The following is a 20,249-nucleotide window of genomic DNA, read 5'->3' on the forward strand; positions in this document are numbered from 1 at the left end:
AACCACGCCATGCGCCACACACTTTCCATCCTGTTGCAGAACGAGGCCGGCGCGCTGGTCCGCGTGGCCGGCCTGTTTGCCGCGCGCAGCCACAACATCGACTCACTCACCGTTGCTGCGACCAATGATCCGGCGATTTCCCAACTCACGCTGGTGGTTCACGGCGACGAAGACACGCTGGAACAGATCTTGCGGCAGACACGCAAGCTGATCGACGTACTCGACGTGATCACGCTGTCGCTGGTCGGCGACACGGTCGCCTGACCGATGACGGAACATCGCCCATGAACGCGCATGTGGAAGCGCGGCCGCCGACGCACCCAATGATTTCCGGCCGCGAGCTTTTGCGTCGCGCATCGACGGCACAGGTCTACGACGTGGCGCGCGAAACCGCGCTCGAATCCGCACCGCTGATGTCTGCTCGGCTGGCCTGCAACGTGCTGCTGAAACGCGAGGATCAGCAGCCGGTGTTTTCGTTCAAGCTGCGCGGCGCGTACAACCGCATGGTGCAACTCGACGCGTCGCAACGCGCGCGCGGCGTGATCGCCGCCTCCGCCGGCAACCACGCGCAAGGTGTGGCACTGGCCGCAGCGAAACTCGGCATCCGCGCCACCATCGTGATGCCGGTAACCGCGCCGCAAGTGAAGATCGATGCCGTTCGCCGCCTCGGTGGCGACGCGGTAAACATCGTGCTTGCCGGCGACTCATACAGCGATGCGCAGTTGGAAGCGGCACGTTTGCAATCCGTCGGGCTGCAGACGTTCGTGCATCCGTTCGACGACGCCGACGTGATCGCCGGCCAGGCCACCGTCGCGCTGGAAATCCTGAAACAGCATCCGGGTCCGTTGCACGCCGTGTTCGTGCCGGTCGGCGGTGGTGGCCTGCTCGCCGGGATCGCGAGCTGCATCAAGTTGCTGCGACCCGAAGTGAAAGTGATCGGCGTGCAGGCAACGGATTCGAATGCGATGACGCAATCGCTCGCCGCTGGAAAACGCATCGCGTTGACCGACGTCGGCCTGTTCGCCGATGGCACGGCGGTGAAGCAGGTCGGCGAGCTCACCTTCGCGTTGTGCCGGCAATATGTCGACGACATGCTCACCGTCGACACCGACGCGATCTGCGCATCGATCCGCGACATCTACCAGGAAACCCGCAGCGTGCCGGAGCCAGCCGGCGCCCTGGCACTCGCCGGCCTGAAGCAATATGTCGCCACCCACGGCGCATGCGATGGTGCGCTGGTCGCTATCGTCTCGGGCGCCAACATGAATTTTGATCGGCTGCGCTTTGTCGCCGAGCGCGCCGAAGTCGGCGAGCAGCGCGAAGCGGTGTTTGCGGTGACGATCCCCGAACAGCGCGGCAGCTTCCGCCGCTTCTGCGCCGCGCTCGGTCAGCACAGCATCACCGAGTTCAACTACCGCATCGGCGATGCCGCCCAGGCGCATCTGTTTGTCGGCGTGCAGACATCGCATCGCAGCGAACGCGAGGCGCTGATCGCCGCTTTCCATGCGCAGAATTTCGGCGTGCTCGACCTCACCGATGACGAGCTGGCCAAGCTGCACTTGCGACACATGATCGGTGGCCACTCCGCACTCGCGCACAACGAACGTCTCTACCGTTTCGAATTTCCGGAGCGGCCCGGCGCGTTGATCCGTTTCCTGCGCCACTTGCATCCGGACTGGAACGTGAGCCTGTTTCACTACCGCAACCACGGTGCCGACTATGGCCGCATCCTCGTCGGCATCCAGGTGCCCGACGACGAGCAGGCATTGTTCCAGCGCTTCCTCGACACGCTCGGCTATCCCTGCGTGGATGAAAGCGATCATCCGGCGTATCGGCTGCTGCTGCGCAAGTAACTGCGCCGGCTTTTTTTTAAGGACACAACGCGAGCTGCGACTGGCGACCGCGTTTCCCGCAATCGGTCACGTTAGACTGATGCGATGTCACCCACCCCCCGCAAGCGCCAGCCACGCAAGCCGAATCCGTCGCCTGCGACGCGTCCGCGACCGGGTGCGCCGCGAGCGGTCGCGCGCAAGGCACCGGTTCCCGCTGACAGTTCGACGCGCGCCACACGCGTACTGAACTGGCTGCTGCGAAAACTGCCGACGCGGTACCGCGACAAGGCGCTGGATTATCTGGTGCTCACGCGCATGGATCGCCCGATCGGCGCGCTGCTGCTGCTGTGGCCGACATGGTGGGCGCTGTGGCTGGCCGCCGGCGATTTTCCGCCGTGGAAACCGCTGATCATTTTCACGCTGGGCGTGTTCGCGATGCGGGCGGCCGGCTGTGCGATCAACGACTACGCCGATCGCAAGCTCGATCCGCAGGTGGCGCGCACGGCCGGCCGGCCGATCGCCAGCGGTCGCGTGACGCCGCGCGAAGCGCTGGTGGTGTTCGCCGTGTTGCTGGTATTCGCCTTTGTGCTGGTGCTCTTCACCAATCGCTTCACGATCGAATTGTCGTTCGTCGGCGCGGCGCTGGCGGCGCTGTACCCGTTTACCAAACGCTACACGTCGATGCCGCAAGTGGTGCTCGGCGCAGCGTTCGGCTGGTCGATACCGATGGCCTTTGCGGCTGTCACCCATCACGTGCCGCCAGTAGGCTGGCTATTGTTCATCGGCAACATCATCTGGTCGGTGGTGTACGACACCGAATACGCGATGGTCGATCGCGACGACGACATCAAGGCCGGCGCGAAATCCACCGCGATCCTGTTCGGCGACGCCGACCTGCCGATACTCGGCGTGTTGATGGGCACGTTTCTGCTGACCATGTTGTTCGTCGGACAACGTGCCGCGCTGGGCTGGCCGTACTGGTCGGGCCTGCTGATCGCCGCCGCCCTGTTCGGCTATCAGCTGTGGATGATTCGCGGCCGCGCACGCGACACCTGCCTCCGTGCATTCCGCCACAACAACTGGCTCGGTCTGGTCGTGTGGATCGGCATTGTGCTCGCGCTGGCGGTGCGCTGAGTTCAACCCCGCGGCGACGGTGCGCGCGCCAGCGCCCAGACGTCGACGCGTTGCACACCATTACGCCTGAGCACGCGCGCGCATTCGGCGAGCGTGGCGCCCGTGGTCATCACGTCATCGAGAATCGCCACGTGCGCAGGCAACGCGACGCCTTCGCGCAAGACGAACGCACCGCGAACATTGCGGCGGCGGCTGAGCGCGTCGAGTTCGGTTTGCGCATCGGTAGCGCGGAAGCGTTGCAGAATGTCGTGACGCAGTGGCACATCCAGCGCGCGCGCGAGCGGTCGCGCCAATTCCAGCGCCTGGTTGTAACCGCGCTGGCGCAATCGCTTTTGATGCAGCGGCACGACCAGCAAGAGTTGCGGCAGCTGCACGGGACAAGGCTCGCGTTGCCACAGCGTCGACAACACGCGTCCGGCGGCAAGATCGGCGCCGAACTTGTAGCGAGATTCCAGTCGGTCCAATGGCCAGCCGTATCGAAATGGCGCCCAGGCCGCATGCCACGATGGCGTGCGTCGCAGGCATTGGCCGCACATCGGCGCGGACACCGCCAGTGGAAGTGCGCAGCGCGCGCAGCAACTGCGATTACGTGGCAGCTCTAACGCACATTCGCCACACAGGTCGATACCCTCGGAGCCCGCCGCGCCGCAGAGCAGGCAGCGTGGCGGCAACACGAAACGCGTCAGTCGCCGCCATGATTTTTCTAGCGCTTCCATGCGCAATGTGGTCAACGCGCCGGCTTGAACAGCGCGGCGTCGAGGATCGACCAGAGGTGGATCAACCAGCCGAGCCAGAGGATCACAGCAGGCCGGCCAGCACGAACATCACGATCGCGATCAGTAATCGTCCCTGCACCAGTTGGCCCAAGCCCGGGATGAAGAAGCTGCATATCGCCGCGAGCACATTGCCCGAGCTTCCCTGTCCTTCACTCATGTCGATTCATCCCGCGCTGATTTCGATGCGCTGATGGTAACGGGATTGGCGTCGTCAACCAGAGTGTTGTCAGGTTTGGTTGACACGCTCCGGAGCGACTTCCACACTCTTTCGCTTCACGCACCGGAGTTGCCGTTCCATGGCCGATACCGCCATCCGTCACGACTGGACGCGCGCCGAAGTGGCGGCGCTGTTCGCACTGCCGTTCAACGAGCTGCTGCATCGCGCGCACTCGGTGCATCGTGAGAACCACGACCCGAACGCCGTACAGGTCTCCACGCTGTTGTCGATCAAGACCGGCGGTTGTCCGGAAGATTGTGCGTACTGTCCGCAGGCCGCGCGCTACGACACCGGCGTGCAGGCACAGAAACTGATGAGCGTCGAAGCCGTGCTCGAACGCGCGCAGGCGGCGAAGGATGCCGGCGCCAGTCGTTTCTGCATGGGCGCGGCATGGCGCAGCCCGAAGGATCGCGACGTGGTGAAAGTCGCCGAAATTGTGCGCGCAGTAAAAAGTCTCGGCCTGGAAACCTGTGCCACGCTCGGCATGCTCAGCGGCCCGCAGGCGGAGTCGCTGAAATCCGCCGGGCTCGATTACTACAACCATAACCTCGACACCGCGCCGGAGTTCTACGGCGAGGTGATCCATACGCGCCAGTACCAGGATCGCCTCGACACGCTGGAGCATGTGCGCGACGCCGGCATGAAAACCTGCTGTGGCGGCATTGTCGGCATGGGCGAGTCGCGCGACCAGCGCGCCGGTTTGCTGCAGACGCTGGCCAATCTCCCCGAGCATCCGCAGTCGGTGCCGATCAATCAATTGGTGCAGGTGGAAGGTACGCCGTTGAATGGCATCGCCGCGCTCGATCCGTTCGAGTTCGTGCGCACGATCGCCGTGGCGCGGTTACTGATGCCCGCATCGATGGTGCGGCTCTCTGCCGGTCGTCAGCAGATGGACGATGCGGTGCAGGCGTTGTGCTTTTTCGCCGGAGCCAACTCGATTTTCTACGGCGAGAAACTGCTGACCACCGGCAACCCGGACGTGGCGCAGGATCGCGCGCTGTTCCGCCGTCTCGACCTGCATCCGATGGAGGTCGTCGAGGAAAGCACCACGGTGCATGCGGACATCCTCGAAACAGGTGCAGACGAACGTCGTGATCGCACCATCGCGGCCTGATCTGCTTGATCGATTGGCCGTCCGGACGGCCGAACGCGAAGGCGCGCGACTGCTGCGTAAGTTGCGCACAATCGATCACGCGCAGGGCCCGTGGCTGGAAATCGACGGGCGACGCCTGCTGTCGTTCTGCAGCAACGATTACCTCGGGCTGGCACAGCATCCGCAACTGATTGCCGCATTCAAGCGCGTGGCCGACGACGAAGGTGTTGGGAGCACATCGGCGCACCTGATCTGCGGCCACCGCGCCGAGCATGCCGCGCTCGAAGAGGCGCTCGCCGACTGGACGGGACGCGAACGCGCGCTGCTGTTTTCCGCCGGCTACATGGCGAACCTTGGCGTGTTGCAATCACTGCTCGCGCGCGGTGATGTATGCGTGCAGGACAAGCTCAATCACGCCTGTCTGCTCGATGGCGCGCAATGGTCCGGCGCGGAATTGAAACGCTATCCACATGCCGACATCGAGGGCGCTGCGCGCCAGTTAAGTGCACGCCGCGACGCAGCAGCATTGCTCGCCACCGATGGCGTTTTCAGCATGGATGGCGATATCGCGCCGCTGCGCGAACTGGCTGCACTGTGCAAGCGTGAAGATGCCACGCTGATGGTCGACGATGCGCACGGACTCGGTGTGCTTGGCGAGCGCGGCGCCGGCAGCGTGCACGCGGCAAATCTGGGCCAGAGCGACGTGCCGGTTTTGATGGCCACGCTGGGCAAGGCCCTCGGATGTTTCGGCGCCTTCGTCGCCGGCTCCAACGAACTGATCGAAGGACTGATCCAGTTCGCGCGGCCGTACATCTACACCACCGCCATGCCGCCAGCTGTGGCGTCCGCCGCGCTCGTTGCGGTGAACCTTGCGCAGACAGAGTCTTGGCGGCGAGAAAAACTTGTCGCGCTGATCGAGCGTTTTCGCAGCGGCGCCAACCAGCTCGGCTTTGCATTGATGCCGAGCGTCGGCGCGATTCAGCCGCTGGCTTTTGGCGACGCACAGGCTGCGCTGGATGCTGCGAGTCATCTCGAAAAACACGGCTTGCTGGCAACAGCCATTCGCCCGCCGACGGTTCCTTCCGGCAGCGCACGTCTGCGCATCACGCTATCGGCGGCGCACGACGAATCGCATGTCGATCAACTGCTGGGCGCATTGGAAACCTTGCGCCTGCCTGCCGCAGCGCAAGCGATCAGCGGCGCTCCCGTATAATCGCGGCCTGCTCCGCCGATGTTCCCGCATGTCGACCGTCAATATCTCCGCCTATAAATTCATCAGCCTGGACGAGCTGCCGGCGCTGCGCGAGCGCGTGCTCGAACGCTGCACGAAGCTGGCGCTGAAAGGCACGATCCTGCTTGCGCCCGAAGGCATCAACCTTTTCCTTGCCGGCACGCGCGATGCAATAGATGGTTTCATGGCGTGGCTGCACGACGATCAGCGCTTTGTGGATATCGCGCCGAAGGAGTCGATCTCGGACGCGCCGCCGTTCGGACGCATGCGCGTACGGCTGAAGAAGGAAATCATCACGATGCGCTTGCCGACCATTCGCCCTGAAGGCGGGCGCGCGCCGGCGGTCGATGCGGAGACATTGCAGCGCTGGCTTGCGCAGGGCCACGACGATGAAGGTCGCGAGGTGGTGATGCTGGATACGCGCAATGATTACGAAGTCGCGGTCGGCAAGTTCAATGACGCGATCGATTATCGGCTGGCGAGCTTCACCGGTTTTCCTGCAGCGATCGCCGCTGATCGCGAACGCTACGAAGGTCGCACGGTGGTCTCGTACTGTACCGGCGGCATTCGCTGCGAGAAGGCCGTGCTGCACATGCAGTACCTCGGCATGCCGCATGTCTACCAGCTCGATGGCGGCATCCTGAAATATCTGGAACAGACAGATGGCGCGCACTGGCGTGGCGCCTGCTTCGTGTTCGATGAGCGCGTGGCGGTCGACACGCAACTTGCACCCGCATCGCCTGCAGCAAAAACACCATGAGTTTGCACATGGAGACACACGGTCACGGGCCGGTGCCGATGGTGATGCTGCACGGCTGGGCGATGCATGGCGGCGTGCTTGCGCCGTTGGTCGAGGCTCTGCGCGAACATTGCACGATGCACGTGGTCGATCTGCCCGGCCACGGTTATTCGCGCGACAGCGACATTCCGCTGGAGCCGCGTGCCTGCGTCGCAGCCATTGCGGCGATCACGCCGCCGGCGATCTGGCTGGGCTGGTCGATGGGCGGCATCATCGCGCTCACTGCGGCGCTCGACATGCCGCAGCAGGTGCATGCGCTGGCGATGGTGTGCGCGACGCCGAAATTCGTCCGCGATGAAAACTGGCCTTGGGGTGCCGACGATGCGTTGGTGCACCAGCTCGCGCTGGATCTCGAAACCGACTATCACGCCACGCTGGAACGTTTTCTCGCACTCGAAGCCATGGGTAGCGCCGACCCGCGCGCAGAATTGCGTCATCTGCGCACGCTCGCGTTCGCGCGTGGCGAACCGGATCTGCGCGTGCTGCAGGAAGGTATCCGTCTGCTGGAAACCAGCGACCAGCGCGAAGCGCTCACAAACCTCACGATGCCCAGCGCATGGATTGCCGGTCGGCGCGATCGTCTGGTCAAGCCGCAGGCGATGCAGTGGTCGGCCGAACAATCCGGCGGCAGTTTCGATGAAATTGCGCATGCGGGCCACGCGCCCTTTTTCGGATACGCCGATGCGGTGGCGCAGGCACTGCAGCCATGGCTGGCATCCACACACGCCAAGGTGACGCCATGAGCGATTTCGAACTCGATCGCGCGCAGGTGCGCCGGCACTTCGGTCGCGCCGCCACGACCTACGAAAACCACGATGTCTTGCAGCGTGAAGTGCAGCAGGCCCTGCTCGAACGCCTGGCTTTCTACACGCAGATACCGCAGCAGGTGGTCGACGTCGGTGCCGGCACCGGTCGCGGCACCGCGTTACTGAAGCAACAATACCCGAAGGCCGAAGTAATCGCGGTCGATCTGGCCTTGCCGATGCTGCGCGCGGCGAAAAAGCACAGCAGCTGGTTGAAGCCCTTCATCCGCGTCTGCGCCGAAGCCACCACGCTGCCTTTCGCCGACCGCAGTGTCGACGTGCTGCATTCCAATTTGTGTTTCCAGTGGATCGACGACTTGCCCGCCCTGTTCGGCGAATGCGCGCGCGTGCTGCGTCCCGGCGGATTGTTGCTGTTTTCCAGTTTCGGGCCGGACACGCTGAAGGAACTTCGCGCCGCTTGGGCCGAAGCCGACCAGCAGCCTCACGTGAGTCGTTTCCTCGATATGCACGATGTCGGCGACGCCATGCTCGCGGCGGGCCTGCGCGATCCGGTGCTCGATGTGCATCGCTACACGCTCACTTACAGCGCACCACGCAAGTTGCTGGAAGAGCTGCAAGGCCTCGGCGCGACCAACGCCGACCAGGCGCGCGTACGCGGGCTCACCGGCAAGCATCGTTATCGACGGATGCTTGAAGCCTACGAAACGATGCGCGTGGATGGCCGCATACCCGCCACTTGGGAAGTCGTCAGCGCGCACGCATGGGGCCCGCCCGAAGGACAGTCGCGACGCGACGCCGACGGTGGCGACATCGCGAGCTTCCCGATCGAACGCCTGCGCGGCTCGCGTCGCAGTTGATCAGGATCAACAGGCGATGCTTGATCGGCATCATTGAAACCGATCGTAAGCAAATCACAAGAATTCGGTAGCACCATCCGAACGCGCGTGTTGTGCGGCCACTCTGGGGTCTTTCGATGAAACGGCTATGTTTGATTTCGTTGTGGCTGAGCCCGCTTCTTGCGACGACCATGTGGTCGTCCACCGTGCGAGCCGGTGACGGTCCATTCGGCATCGATCACCGACTCGCCTATGACAACCGCGGCATCTGGAAGCGAAGCAATCAGAAAGCGTTGGTCTACGGCACCCTCTTTACCATTGGCGCAGGGGCGTTTGCCTTCGGCGATGACGACAAGCTGGGCGACACGTTCTGGCGCTCGGTCGACGCGGTGGTTGTCAACACCGTGGCCGTGACGGCTGCCAAGCATGTTTTTCGACGTGAGCGCCCATCACAAACCGACGATCCCAACCGCTTCTTCAAAAGCAGCCACGACAGCAGTTTCCCCAGCGGCGAAGTCTCGACCATCTCCGCAGCCGTCACTCCTTTCATCGTCAACTACGGCGAAGATCACCCTGCCATCTACGCGCTTGCCCTGCTCCCCGCTTATGACGCTATCGCGCGACTCAAGACACGCGGCCATTGGCAGAGTGACGTGATTGTCGCCGCGGCTGTTGGTACAGGAATCGGCGTGTGGGCTGCGCGGCGGAAGTCGTCGCTGACCGTCGGCTGGCTGCCTGGCGGCTTGAGCGTTGGGTATATTCATCATTTCAATCCTTGAGAAACCCAGGCCCGTTGGTGCTGACGCCGGCGTCTTTCCGACACGTGCAGTCAGGGCGTGCTCGTCAGATCACGCTGAGCATCTGAATCGCGGCGAAGACAGGATTCTCGACAAGATCGGCCGCACGACGGATCGAGAACGATTCACGGTAGAGTTCGACCGCTCTTCTTGCGGCTTGTTGCGGGGTCATGCCTTCGGTCACCAGATAGGCATTGTGTGATCCGTAGGGTCCATAGACGCGCGCATCGGTGACAGAGAACATGCCGATGGTCGGAACTCCCGAAGCGGCAGCCAGATGCATCGCGCCGCAATCCGCACTGATCATCATGTCGACACCCGCCATGGCCGATGCCATGCGGCGAATGCTGGTGGAATAATAGCCGGGCCATTTCGAATCCAGCATCGAACGACCGTGCACCGGAATGATTTCCACCAGACTGCAATCCGGGCTTGCCGATTGCACGGCAGAGACAAAGGCATTCCACCAGTCCTGGTCGTAGCGCTTTCTTCCCGTGGCCTCCGCGAACAGTCCGATCACGCCGCCGGTACTGGATTGAGCCGACGCGACCACGATGTCGCGTATCTGGTGTTCGCCCTGTCTTCGTTCCAACCCGGTCAGACGGATATCCAGCACGGGAAAATTCTCAACTCGGTTGCCCACAGGCGCGGAATACCAGCGTACGAGCATGACCGCACGCTTCGCCATGTGAAGCGGCGCCATGGAACTCGGTACCAGATGAGTCATGCCGCGACGTCGGCCTGAATCGTCGAAGCCAAGTTTGCGTCGCCCGTTGAATAATCGCGTCAGCAGACGGCTGAAGCCCGAACCGAGGCACGGATCAATTATCAGGTCATAACGCGTTTTTCGTATTTTCAGTATTTTTGAAAGGAAAACGAAAGGATGTTTGAAACCTCTGGGCGGAAGGCAATGAATATGCCTGACATTCAAGAAGGTTTGAAAGATGTCATTGGCCGCATAACCTTCCGCAACGATGTCGATTTCCGCACCCTTGTATAGCCGTTCGAGCTCGGCAATCAGGGGCGTCATCAAAACCATGTTGCCGAGACGATGATTCGGCCGGCACACGAGGATGCGATAAATCTCGTTGGCTGGTATGGCATCGACTCGCGTGTGGACAAATGAGGGTTTCACGGATACCTCCATGCCGCCGTTGCACCAGCGCAACGTAACGGAGCCGGTAATGCGGCTTTAGAACGCAAGTGTGTCGCCAGAATCTTTGTTGCCGGTTAGCCGTTGTTATTTATCCGTTCGACGGCATGGCACTTATCACTCGACACATATAAACGCAGACAGGAATGGTTTACCGACTCGATTAAATATTTTTTAGGAATGCGGAACATTTATGACAAATTGTTTTCACAGTGCTGGCAGCGACGTTGAATGCATATAAATGTCATGGTCTGTATCGCCGCGCGGTTCGACCGCACGGAACGATGGCCGCAGCGACCGGATCTCTGCGGGCCGGGGTCAGGATGTTTTTCGACGATGCGCCAAGCGCCCTCAGCCTGCCCGGAGTACCGAGCGTGAACGTACTCATTGTTGAAGACTCGATGCGTCTTCGTGACTCGCTGGCTCGCGGGCTCACGGCCGCCGGCTTCACGGTTGACCAGGCCGCCGACGGCGTAGCGGCCTGCCATCACCTGGACAGCTTCGGCTACGAACAGGTGGTGCTGGATCTGGGCATGCCGCGCAAAGATGGCCTGGCCGTGCTGCATCACCTTCGTCATCGCAGCGACCGCCCGCGCGTGCTGGTTCTCTCGGCGCGCGATCAGGTATCCGACAAGATCGGCGCGCTGAACAAGGGCGCCGACGACTATCTGGTCAAGCCGTTCGCGTTCGACGAGCTGGTGGCGCGATTGCATGCGCTGGCCCGACGTCCGCAGGAAGCCAAGCTGCTTTCGTTGTCGGTCGGAATGCTGAACCTCAATCCCCGGGCGCGGATGGTCGATGTTGCCGGTGTCCCGCTGATGCTGACGCCCAGGCAATATTCGCTGCTCGAATTGTTGCTGCGCCATCGCGGTCGTGTTTTTACGCGAGCCGAAATACTGGATCGTCTGTCGGGCACGCAGTCGGATGCGTCCGACAAGAGCATCGAAGTTGTTGTCTTCGGGTTGCGCCGCAAGCTCGCCGAGGCAGGTCTCATCGACGTCATCGAAACACGCCGCAGCTCCGGCTACCTGATCAAATGATCAGCCCGATGTCGATCAGGCTGCGCATCACGCTGTTCCTGGTGGGCGCCATCGTGCTCACACTGGGCAGCGCGACCTGGCTGCTCGATGCGCATATCGACAATGAAGTGGCCGCGCAGGCGGATACCAACCTTCTCGAACGTGCCCAGGCGCTGTCCGACATCTTTCGCATGGGACCCATCGCGACGCAGTCTGCTCTCGGCACGGGCCGCATGCCGCAGTTCCTCGCAGATGATGGCATCGTCTATTTCAACATCCGGTGCGGCGACGAACACGTGTTGTCATCGCCTGCGGCCGCGGACTTGCATTGGCCGACCATGTCAGCGGGCAAGCCTGTGTTCGCCGACATGTCGGATGCCAAAGGCAGCGAATTGCGGGGAGTGAGCCTCAGTTTTCCGCCCTCGTCGCTCACCGGAAGCGGCAAGGGCACGTCATCCGCGTCCAGCTGCCATCTTGGGCTGGCCGTCGATCTCAAGGAAGTGAGAAGTTTTCAGACCTCGATGGACCGCATCGAATACGGCTGTGTTCTGATCGCCGTGCTTATCGTCGCGCTGCTTGCCCCGTTACTGATTCGGCGTGGTTTGAAGCCACTGACCCGGCTCGCTGAAGCCGTGCAGCTGATCGGACCCGAGTCACCCGAACGACGACTGGATACCGACAGTTCCTCGGAGCTCAAGCCGCTGATCATGCGCTTCAACGAGGTGCTTTCACGCATGGAAGAGGGCCTGATGCGCGAACGCCAGTTCGCGAGTGGGGTTGCGCACGAGCTGCGTACACCGCTCGCCGAGATGCACACGATGATCGAGGTGGAGCTGCGGTATCCAAGTCACGCTGATCTGCGCGCGTTTCTGGCCGTTATCGGCAACATCGGCATGGAGATGGAACGCCTCGTCACTGCGTTGCTGCTTTTGACGCGTATCGAGGCGGGCATCGAGCGTGTGCAATATCAATCCATCGACATCGGAGCCTTGACGCGAAAATTGCTGGAACGTCTTGGTGAGGACATCCATCGGCGGCATCTCGACGTGACCCTTGGCACTCGGCAAGCACTGATCTGGCAAGCGGACCCGACCCTGCTGGAAGTCGTCCTGGGCAACCTGCTGGGCAATGCCGTGGCCTATGCACCTGTCGGCAGTCGCCTCCGGGTGAGCTACCAGTCGAATAGCTGGACGCTGCAAAACGATGCGCCAGGCCTCGATGAGGACGATGTGCTGCTGATGCATCGACGATTCTGGCGCAAGGGCCAGGATGCTGGCGTACATACGGGGCTGGGCGTTGCGCTGGCCACTGCGGCGGCAGGCATTCAGTCCATGCACCTCAGCTTGAAGTTGATGAGTGGCCAACTGCATGCCGTAGTGCGCACTGATCGACCCGCTTCACTATCTGTCACCGACAGCAGTTCCGGCACAGGAGCGTCTTCGCCGCGAGCACTCGCCTCCGAGTGCTTGAGTCGCTGATCTTTGTGTACTTGCAGCATCTTCTCTGTGATAGACGTCTGGACGTCCATATGTATATTCCGTTTGCACGCAAATTCCTGCGCAAGATCGCGCGATGTCATCGTTTTGACTCGTGACGCGCACACGTCATAAATGTTTCATCTCCGCATGAAAGCATCCCCGGGTCGCTTGACCACCGGCGCGCTGCGAACAGGTTTCGCAATCTCGCGCGCCGACATTCCTCGAGGAGATGCCCGTGTTGAACAAGTCTGTTCTCGCTCTTGCCGTGTGCCTGGCGCTGTCGTCGGTGTTGCATGCCACCGATACGACGACGCCGGCGACTACAAGCGCCGGCGACGCCAGCTCCACATCGAAAGATGCCAAGGATCTGGCGGCGGTGTCGGTGGTGGGTAGTGGTGAATCGCGCCAGGTACAGCGCGTCACGCCCAAGAGCCTCGCGGTATTGCCGCCCGGCACGAGCTTGCAGAAGGTGCTCAATTACCTGCCCGGCGTGAATGCACAATCAGTCGATGCGATGGGGCTCAACGAGCAGTCGATGACAATGAGCCTGCGCGGCTTCAGTTCCACCCAGCTCGGCTACACGCTGGACGGCATGCCGCTCGGCGACAGCTCGTACAACAACTACAACGGCCTGTCGATCAGCCGCGCGTTGATCCCGGAGAATTTCGGTGGCGCGGAACTCGCCGAAGGCATCGGCAACCTGGGCACGCCATCGACCAGCGATCTCGGCGGCACCGTGGCGTATACCTCGAGCAACCCGGACAAGACCATGGGTGCGCGCATCACCCAGACCATGGGCAGCGACATGACCCATCGCACCTACGCGCGTTTCGATACCGGCGACTATCACGGCTTCTCGATGTACCTGTCGGGCGCACGCACTTCGCAGGATCTGTGGAACGACCAGAGCGCGTACAACAATTCCAGCGAGAAGCAGTTCAACGGCAAGGCCGTCTACGATTTCGACGGCGGCCACATCACGGCGTTCGCCGATACCTCGCGCACCTCGCAGGCGGATGATTTCTATCTGTCGAAGAACGAACTCTCCCGCGGCCTCGGCTACAACTGGGGCGGTTACGCGCCGGACTGGAGCAAGGCGCTGAGCCGCGCCTATTGCAACACCGGCAGTTTCGTCGCCTCCAGATGCGACAGCAGTGGACCCGATCAGGATGCCGATGGCGCGTTCACCGGTGGCCAGATCATGCGCAACGACGACCTGTATTACATCGCCGGCGATTTCTTCCCCACCGACGACCTCACCGTGCACGCGCAGGTGTATCACCACGAGGACGCCGGCACCGGCAACAACTGGAACAGCGGCACATTCTCCAACAAGGGCACGCCCGAACAACTGCCGGTGATCATTCGCGAGACGCTCTACACCATCAACCGCACCGGCGCGATCCTATCGGCCAACTGGGATATCGGCGTCAACCACATCGAGGGTGGCCTCTGGTACGAGCACAACGTGAGCAGCGCGTCGCGCTACAGCTTCACCGACGTGACCGGACCACGCAGCCTCAGCGGTTTCCTGAGTGGCCAGCCCGATACCGGCACGTTCGATCAGCGCACCGTGTGGGAAACCAAGCAGGCGTATTTGCAGGACACCATCAAGCTGCTCGACGACAAACTGTCGATCGACGCCGGCGTCAAAAGCCCGCACGTCACTTCCGATGCGCAGGCGTTGCCCGGCATTGCGAAGACGCCGATCTCGCCCAGTTCCAGCGGCCAGTTCGCCACCGGCAGCTTGCGCGCGAGCAAGGCGTTTCTGCCGGAGGCCGGCGTGCATTACCAGCTCGGCGATGGCCAGGAAATCTTTGGCAGTTATGCGAAAAACATTGCCATGTTCCAGGGTGGTTTCAAGCTCGGTCCGCAAGCGGTGAGCCAGGCCACGTGGAACGCGCAGACCACGCCGCTGGTACCGCAGGAATCGCGTTCGCTTGAAGCGGGTTATCGCGTGGTGCAGGACACCTTCCAGGCTTCGGCCGCGCTGTACAAGGTGGCGTTCGACAATCGCCTGCTGCAATACAACCCGTGCGACTCTCGCCAGCCGGTCGGGCCGACTTGCGGCAACCGTTTCTACAACGTGGGCGGCGTCGACAGCCATGGCGTGGAACTCACGTTCCTGTGGACGCCGGTGGAATTCTTCAGCTGGTACAACTCGGCCTCGTACAACCGCTCCACCTACAACAGCGACTACGTGCAGGCGGGCGTGCTCGAACCCACCGCGGGCAAAATCCAGGTGGATACGCCGACCAAGCTTTTCTCCAGCGTGCTCAGCTTCAACGAGGGCCCATGGTTCGCGTCGCTGCAGGGCAAGTACACAGGCAAGCGCTATTACACGTACACCAACGACCAGGGCTTTGGCGGGTTCACCGTGTTCGATGCGGGCGCCGGCTACGACTTCGGTCGTGTCTCGTTTGCCAAGGATGTGCGCCTCTCGTTCAACGTCACCAACCTGACCGATAAACGCTACGCAGCGAATTTCGACAACAGCGTATTCGCACCGACTGACCCGACCGGCGCGATCTATGTGTTCCATGCCTCGGCGCCGCGACAGATGTTCGGCACGCTCGACATCCGCATCTGATGAAACCTCGCGCCATTCGCGCATGCGTCTGGCGCCGTGGCTCCATATCGAAACGGGAACCGCATGAAATCCCTGCTGCTCGCTCTGCTTGTTTCCGGCCAGGCGTTTGCGACGACAAGCGTCACGACGCCCCATCTGGAACACGGCGACGAATCGCGCACGGTGACCGTGCGAGGCCAGCAATTCGTCAACGAGGGTCTGGTCGGAACCGGCAGGCTTTCAGCGCAAACCGTGGATTTTCTCGGCGACACACTGGGCTCGTTCTCTTCGCTGGCGATCGACAAGAAGCGCTGGCGCAAGGTGGGCGATCACTACGAAGGCACGCTGTGGACGCTGCCTGATCGCGGTCGCAACGATCCGGCGGCCAACCTGTTTTATGACTACGCGGCACGCCTGCATCGTTTCCACATTCGCTTCAAACCTTACGTCGGCAAGGCGCTGGCGGCGGACGTCCATTCGCAGGCGCAGGTGTCGATCGTTCCCGATGGCGGCATCGAATTGCGCGATTTTCATGGCCGGCCGTTCACCGGTGCCGATCCGGGCACCGGCACGATCACCGAGCACGGCGTCCTGCTGCCGTCGCCGCATCAAGGCATCGGCGCAGGCAAGATTTCGATCGATGCGGAGTCGTTGCAGTTCACTCGCGATGGCAGTTTCTACGTCGGTGACGAGTACGCAGCCAACGTGTATTTCTTTGATCCACGCGGGCACCTGCGCGGCGTACTCGTACCGCCACCCGCGGTGACGCCGCGCACGCATGGAAAGATCGACTTCAATTCGCTGGCCGCGCCGGACAGCGGCCGTCGCAATAATCAGGGCGTCGAAGGCATGTCGCTGTCGCCCGATGGCACGCGCTTGTTCGTGGCCTTGCAAAGCGCGCTGATCCAGGATTCCGCGCGTCATCCCGAGGACAAGGACGACGCCAGCGGTCGCGTTGTGACGCGTGTGATGGTCTACGACGTGACCCGGCAACCAGTGCCAGCACGACCGATCGCGCACTACGTGATCGAACTTCCCGCGTACCGCGACCAGGGCGACGGCAAGCCGGCCAACAAGACCGCTGCCGAAAGTGAAATACGCGCATTGAACGATCATCAATTGCTCATACTCGCGCGCGATGGTAACGGCCTTGGCACGGATAACGACAAGCCGATCGTCTACAAGAGCATGTTGCTGGTCGATACCGATGGCGCCACCAATCTCGCCGGCACGACTTACGAAAACACCACGGCCTCCGTTCTCGAATCACCGGGCAAATCAATCCTGAAACACGACATCCATCCGATGTCGTGGGTCGAACTGGTCAACATGCTCAATCCCGATCAACTCGCGCGTTTCGGCATGAACCTCACGACGCAACCCAGAAATCAGCCGCTGACGATCTCGGAGAAATGGGAAGCGATGGACTTCGCGCCGGCGTTTGATGCTGCGAACCCGGATGACTTTTTCCTGTTCGTCGGCAACGACAACGACTTCATCGCGCGCCATTGCGTGATGGAGAAGCAGAGCTGCGATTCGAATTTCGACAACGACAACATGCTGCTCGTCTACCGGCTCACGCTTCCGGGCATGACACAGACGACACACTGATCCACGACGCCGGCATGCAGGCGCGTGGTCGACATCCTTTTTCTCCACCACCAAGGCGCACGACATGAAACGATCGCTTGCCTGCACTCTCGCAATCACTGGCCTGTTTGGCAGTTTCGCCAGCCACGCCAACTCCCCCGCCTACGTCGACAGCAAGGAATACAAAGTCCTGCTGACGCCGAGCCTGTTCGCCAGCAACCCTGCCAGCGCCGCCAGCTCGTTGCTGCAGGCGCTGTCGACGCGACTGACCCAGTTGAACTTCGACAAGACCATCACCGGCAGTTTCGCCGCCGATGGGCTGGACGTGGTTAGTTACTACGACACCGCCGGCACCTGCGTCGTGCGCAACAACAAATACGCCGTGCGCTATCGCACCGGCGACGACAACGACATCGAGTTCAAATTCAGCCATCCGGATGAAGAGCTCTCTTCGTTCACTGACGTGTCGGGCTCCGGCAAACACAACAGCGGCAAGCTGGAAACCGACGTCAGCCCGAGCAGCCTGGTCTATTCAAACTCCAGCAAACAGGACCCGGCATCCGGCGGCGCGCCGGCCACCGTCAGCGCATTGATCTCGCAGTTTCCGGGCGCCAGCGTGCTCTCTGCTTCTTCGTCGCAATCGCTGGTGAAAGTCAACGGTCTCAGCCTCACGCAACACGAATACGACGGCCCCAGCTCCGACCTCGGCCAGTCGGTCGCCGACTTCACGCTGACCCTGTGGTACATCGGCAGCAGCAGCACACCGTCCCTGGCCGAGCTGTCGTTTCGCATCGACGCCGACAGCAGCTCTTACTTCACCACGCCGGTCATGCAGCGCTCGCAAATATTGATGCAGGCGATGAGCACGCTGACCAGCTGGGATCTCTCGCCGTCCACCACCAAGACCGCATGGGTCTACGACTACCACTCGGCGACCTACCCGAACGACTTCTGCAACTGAGTCATTCGGTTCTCGATACCGAAAAAACAAACTCCCGCGGATGGCGGGAGTGATGACAATCACCCACTGAATTTTTCCCCGGATGTTGCGCAAGCGCGATTCATTCCGCCGCGAACGCAAACGTCGTCGGCACGTTGGCATCGATCCAGCCGATGATGAAAACTTCAAGCCCCATCCGCTGCGGCACCTCGATACCGACGCTTCGAACAAACGCTGAGGCCGCCTTGATAAACGATTGCTTCGACTGGCTGGATGCCTGTCGAGCGACCGCCTGCTGCTGTCGCAGTTGCACGATATGCGGTGATGGTTGGCCCGGCTTGGCGTATTTCTGATAGCGCCGCAATTCACCGGCGACGACGTCCGTGTCGAATGACGCCTGCCACACGGCCTTGTGCGCCTTCAACAATTCGATCAGCTGATCGACGGCTTGCGAGGGTTCGCCGGCTTCGTTCGCGGCTGCCATGACGCGCGCCATCGATGGTGGCATCGATGCGTGCGCGACGCGGCCCGTGGACGCATCGAGGTGTTCCAGATAGTTCAGAAAGTCCAACTGTCGAAAGGGCTTCGCAGGTGGCATGGTGAGCCCGTGGTTCTGGTGGTGGTTGACCATACGCCACTGTCGCATCGGACAGTGAAAACTGTGGCGCGATTTGTCGCAATGTGATTCCGTCGAAGTTCGGGACTCACTCCTTCAACCAATCATCTGGCGCCGACATCCATGCTGCGCGCACGGCGTCGATTCCTCTAGAATCCCAGCCTGGCGTGTCGCCTGCGCATGCGGCACGACCCGCACACACGCGTTGCATCGGTATCACAGGGGGTCCGATGATCGAGCTGGAAATTCAGGGCCTCGCGCAAAATCGCGATGGCCTGCTGATTGATGTGGGCCGACTCGTGATGGCTCATGGTTTTACCTTGCAGCGCCAGCGACTGGTGCAGGATCCTCACGGGACACTTCTGACCATCGTGGTGCGCGGTCCGCGCGGCGGCAAGAAATCATTGCAGGCCGCGCTGGACGACTGCGAGCGCCTCGTCAGTGTGCAGATATTTCCCTTCGTGGAAGGTGAAACGAGACCGCATTTCGCGGCCTCGCTGCCGCGTGCGGCTTACGTGCCACCACCAGTGCCCGTTGCCGCGATCGCGCCCGTATCAACCGCGACGATGCCACCGGTGGAAGTTGAGGCGTCTGACCCCATCGTCGATGAGTCGACCACGGACACATCAGCTCTGCAGGGAATATCCGCGACAGGACCGGATTTCGATTTCATCCAGCCGGCACCACAACCTTCGGCACCGCCTGTAGCCGACGTCGTGTTGCCGTTCGTTGAACTCGTGCCGCTGGCTCCCGACGAGCTGGCTGTCGAAAAAGTTTTGCGTTCGCTGGACTCCAACTATCCGAACATCACGCCGGAACTCCTGGCACTGCAGCAATCGGTGAACGAGGCGTCGCGCGAATCCTCGCTGGCACTGGCAGGTCAGCGCACGGGAAACTGGGTGTTCGCACGCGAGTACAGCCTGGATGACGAGCTCGATCTGCGTGAAGCGATCGAGCGCATCGGCGTGCCGGCGTTGCGTGCGTTGGTCGAGGTGGATCTGAAGGGAAACCAGCTGCATATCCACGACAGCCCACTCTGCGGCAAGGACGGTCAATCAGGTTGCGGATTCTTCGGTGGCTTTCTCGAAGGACTGCTCGGGCCTGCGATCGCTCCGGCAAGCTTGATGATTTTCCCGGTGTGTTGCCGAAGTTTCGGGGCGGATGCGTGTGTGCTGGATTTGTCGGATTGAGGTGCGGTGTCGCGCCGCTTTTCGTCATTCAGGCGAAGGCCGGAAACGCCTTGTCCGCCCGTCATTCCGGCGAAGGCCGGAATCCAGCGTTCAATCTATGCCGCGCTTCAAAGCAAAAGCTTTCGTACGCTTGCGGAGCGCGAATCACTTTCTTTTGTGAAGCTGTGCAGACCGGACAAATGGGTAGGAGTACGAAACGCCTCGCTTAAAAAGCT

The 20,249-nt window shown here is 61.8% G+C and carries 19 protein-coding genes; 15 read left to right on the top strand and 4 right to left on the bottom strand.

The annotated features are described in order from the left end of the window. The first annotated feature begins 9 nt into the window (after positions 1-9). The 3 genes from ilvN to ubiA all read left to right on the top strand — a co-directional run bounded on the left by ilvN (position 10) and on the right by ubiA (position 2,966). The gene (gene ilvN, locus GSQ73_RS02845) at positions 10-264 is read left to right on the top strand and encodes an acetolactate synthase small subunit (protein ID WP_158880800.1); all 255 of its coding nucleotides are present in this window, start codon (positions 10-12) and stop codon (positions 262-264) included. A 20-nt stretch (positions 265-284) separates the two neighbouring features. Beyond that, entirely contained in the window at positions 285-1,853 is a 1,569-nt protein-coding gene (gene ilvA, locus GSQ73_RS02850) for a threonine ammonia-lyase, biosynthetic (RefSeq protein WP_254063242.1), read from the top strand. Between the two features lie 84 nt (positions 1,854-1,937). Next, positions 1,938-2,966 (top strand): 4-hydroxybenzoate octaprenyltransferase, encoded by a 1,029-nt coding sequence (gene ubiA, locus GSQ73_RS02855; RefSeq protein WP_158880802.1) that lies wholly within the window; start codon positions 1,938-1,940, stop codon positions 2,964-2,966. Positions 2,967-2,968: 2 nt separating this feature from the next. On the opposite strand, the gene GSQ73_RS02860 is transcribed toward ubiA, so the two are convergent. After that, positions 2,969-3,682: a ComF family protein gene (locus GSQ73_RS02860; RefSeq protein ID WP_158880804.1), complete on the bottom strand. Its 714-nt coding sequence runs from the start codon at positions 3,680-3,682 to the stop codon at positions 2,969-2,971. Between the two features lie 82 nt (positions 3,683-3,764). Further along, positions 3,765-3,899: a hypothetical protein gene (locus GSQ73_RS02865; RefSeq protein WP_343160817.1), complete on the bottom strand. Its 135-nt coding sequence runs from the start codon at positions 3,897-3,899 to the stop codon at positions 3,765-3,767. Between the two features lie 139 nt (positions 3,900-4,038). On the opposite strand from GSQ73_RS02865, the gene bioB reads away from it, so the two are divergent. The 6 genes from bioB (at position 4,039) to GSQ73_RS02895 (ending at position 9,461) form a co-directional block, all read left to right on the top strand. Then, the gene (bioB, locus tag GSQ73_RS02870; protein ID WP_158880806.1) at positions 4,039-5,073 is read left to right on the top strand and encodes a biotin synthase BioB; all 1,035 of its coding nucleotides are present in this window, start codon (positions 4,039-4,041) and stop codon (positions 5,071-5,073) included. Continuing rightward, entirely contained in the window at positions 5,015-6,265 is a 1,251-nt protein-coding gene (gene bioF / locus GSQ73_RS02875; protein ID WP_158880808.1) for an 8-amino-7-oxononanoate synthase, read from the top strand. Before bioB ends, bioF begins: the two co-directional genes overlap by 59 nt. Before the next feature lie 28 nt (positions 6,266-6,293). Further along, positions 6,294-7,043: a sulfurtransferase gene (locus tag GSQ73_RS02880; protein ID WP_158880810.1), complete on the top strand. Its 750-nt coding sequence runs from the start codon at positions 6,294-6,296 to the stop codon at positions 7,041-7,043. Then, a complete protein-coding gene (gene bioH / locus GSQ73_RS02885; protein ID WP_158880812.1) occupies positions 7,040-7,825 on the top strand; it encodes a pimeloyl-ACP methyl ester esterase BioH in 786 nt (261 codons plus the stop codon). The genes GSQ73_RS02880 and bioH overlap by 4 nt, the downstream gene beginning before the upstream one ends. Then, positions 7,822-8,703: a malonyl-ACP O-methyltransferase BioC gene (bioC, locus tag GSQ73_RS02890; RefSeq protein WP_158880814.1), complete on the top strand. Its 882-nt coding sequence runs from the start codon at positions 7,822-7,824 to the stop codon at positions 8,701-8,703. The genes bioH and bioC overlap by 4 nt, the downstream gene beginning before the upstream one ends. A gap of 170 nt (positions 8,704-8,873) precedes the next feature. After that, entirely contained in the window at positions 8,874-9,461 is a 588-nt protein-coding gene (locus tag GSQ73_RS02895) for a phosphatase PAP2 family protein (protein ID WP_254063243.1), read from the top strand. Positions 9,462-9,525: 64 nt separating this feature from the next. Here the strand turns inward: GSQ73_RS02895 and GSQ73_RS02900 are convergent, their stop codons facing one another. Then, positions 9,526-10,614 (bottom strand): glycosyltransferase family 9 protein, encoded by a 1,089-nt coding sequence (locus tag GSQ73_RS02900; RefSeq protein ID WP_158880816.1) that lies wholly within the window; start codon positions 10,612-10,614, stop codon positions 9,526-9,528. 302 nt (positions 10,615-10,916) lie between these two features. Between GSQ73_RS02900 and GSQ73_RS02905 the strand changes: the two genes are divergently transcribed. From GSQ73_RS02905 to GSQ73_RS02925, 5 genes are all read left to right on the top strand, one after another. Beyond that, positions 10,917-11,672, top strand: coding sequence for a response regulator transcription factor (locus GSQ73_RS02905; RefSeq protein WP_254063244.1), 756 nt, complete (start codon positions 10,917-10,919; stop codon positions 11,670-11,672). A gap of 8 nt (positions 11,673-11,680) precedes the next feature. Further along, positions 11,681-13,129 carry a histidine kinase dimerization/phospho-acceptor domain-containing protein gene (locus GSQ73_RS02910; protein ID WP_158880820.1) on the top strand — a complete coding sequence of 483 codons (1,449 nt, stop codon included), beginning with the start codon at positions 11,681-11,683 and terminating at the stop codon, positions 13,127-13,129. A gap of 238 nt (positions 13,130-13,367) precedes the next feature. After that, positions 13,368-15,719 (top strand): TonB-dependent receptor, encoded by a 2,352-nt coding sequence (locus tag GSQ73_RS02915; RefSeq protein WP_158881687.1) that lies wholly within the window; start codon positions 13,368-13,370, stop codon positions 15,717-15,719. A gap of 63 nt (positions 15,720-15,782) precedes the next feature. Then, entirely contained in the window at positions 15,783-17,309 is a 1,527-nt protein-coding gene (locus GSQ73_RS02920; RefSeq protein WP_158880822.1) for an esterase-like activity of phytase family protein, read from the top strand. Positions 17,310-17,373: 64 nt separating this feature from the next. Then, positions 17,374-18,249, top strand: a complete 876-nt coding sequence (locus GSQ73_RS02925; RefSeq protein WP_158880824.1) for a hypothetical protein — start codon at positions 17,374-17,376, stop codon at positions 18,247-18,249. A 100-nt stretch (positions 18,250-18,349) separates the two neighbouring features. Here the strand turns inward: GSQ73_RS02925 and GSQ73_RS02930 are convergent, their stop codons facing one another. After that, entirely contained in the window at positions 18,350-18,826 is a 477-nt protein-coding gene (locus tag GSQ73_RS02930; protein WP_158880826.1) for a hypothetical protein, read from the bottom strand. Positions 18,827-19,074: 248 nt separating this feature from the next. Between GSQ73_RS02930 and GSQ73_RS02935 the strand changes: the two genes are divergently transcribed. Beyond that, positions 19,075-20,034 carry a hypothetical protein gene (locus tag GSQ73_RS02935; protein WP_158880828.1) on the top strand — a complete coding sequence of 320 codons (960 nt, stop codon included), beginning with the start codon at positions 19,075-19,077 and terminating at the stop codon, positions 20,032-20,034. Positions 20,035-20,249 lie beyond the last annotated feature (215 nt).

Origin of the sequence: Rhodanobacter sp. L36, assembly GCF_009765755.1 — a bacterium.
In the GTDB taxonomy this organism is placed as follows: domain Bacteria; phylum Pseudomonadota; class Gammaproteobacteria; order Xanthomonadales; family Rhodanobacteraceae; genus Rhodanobacter.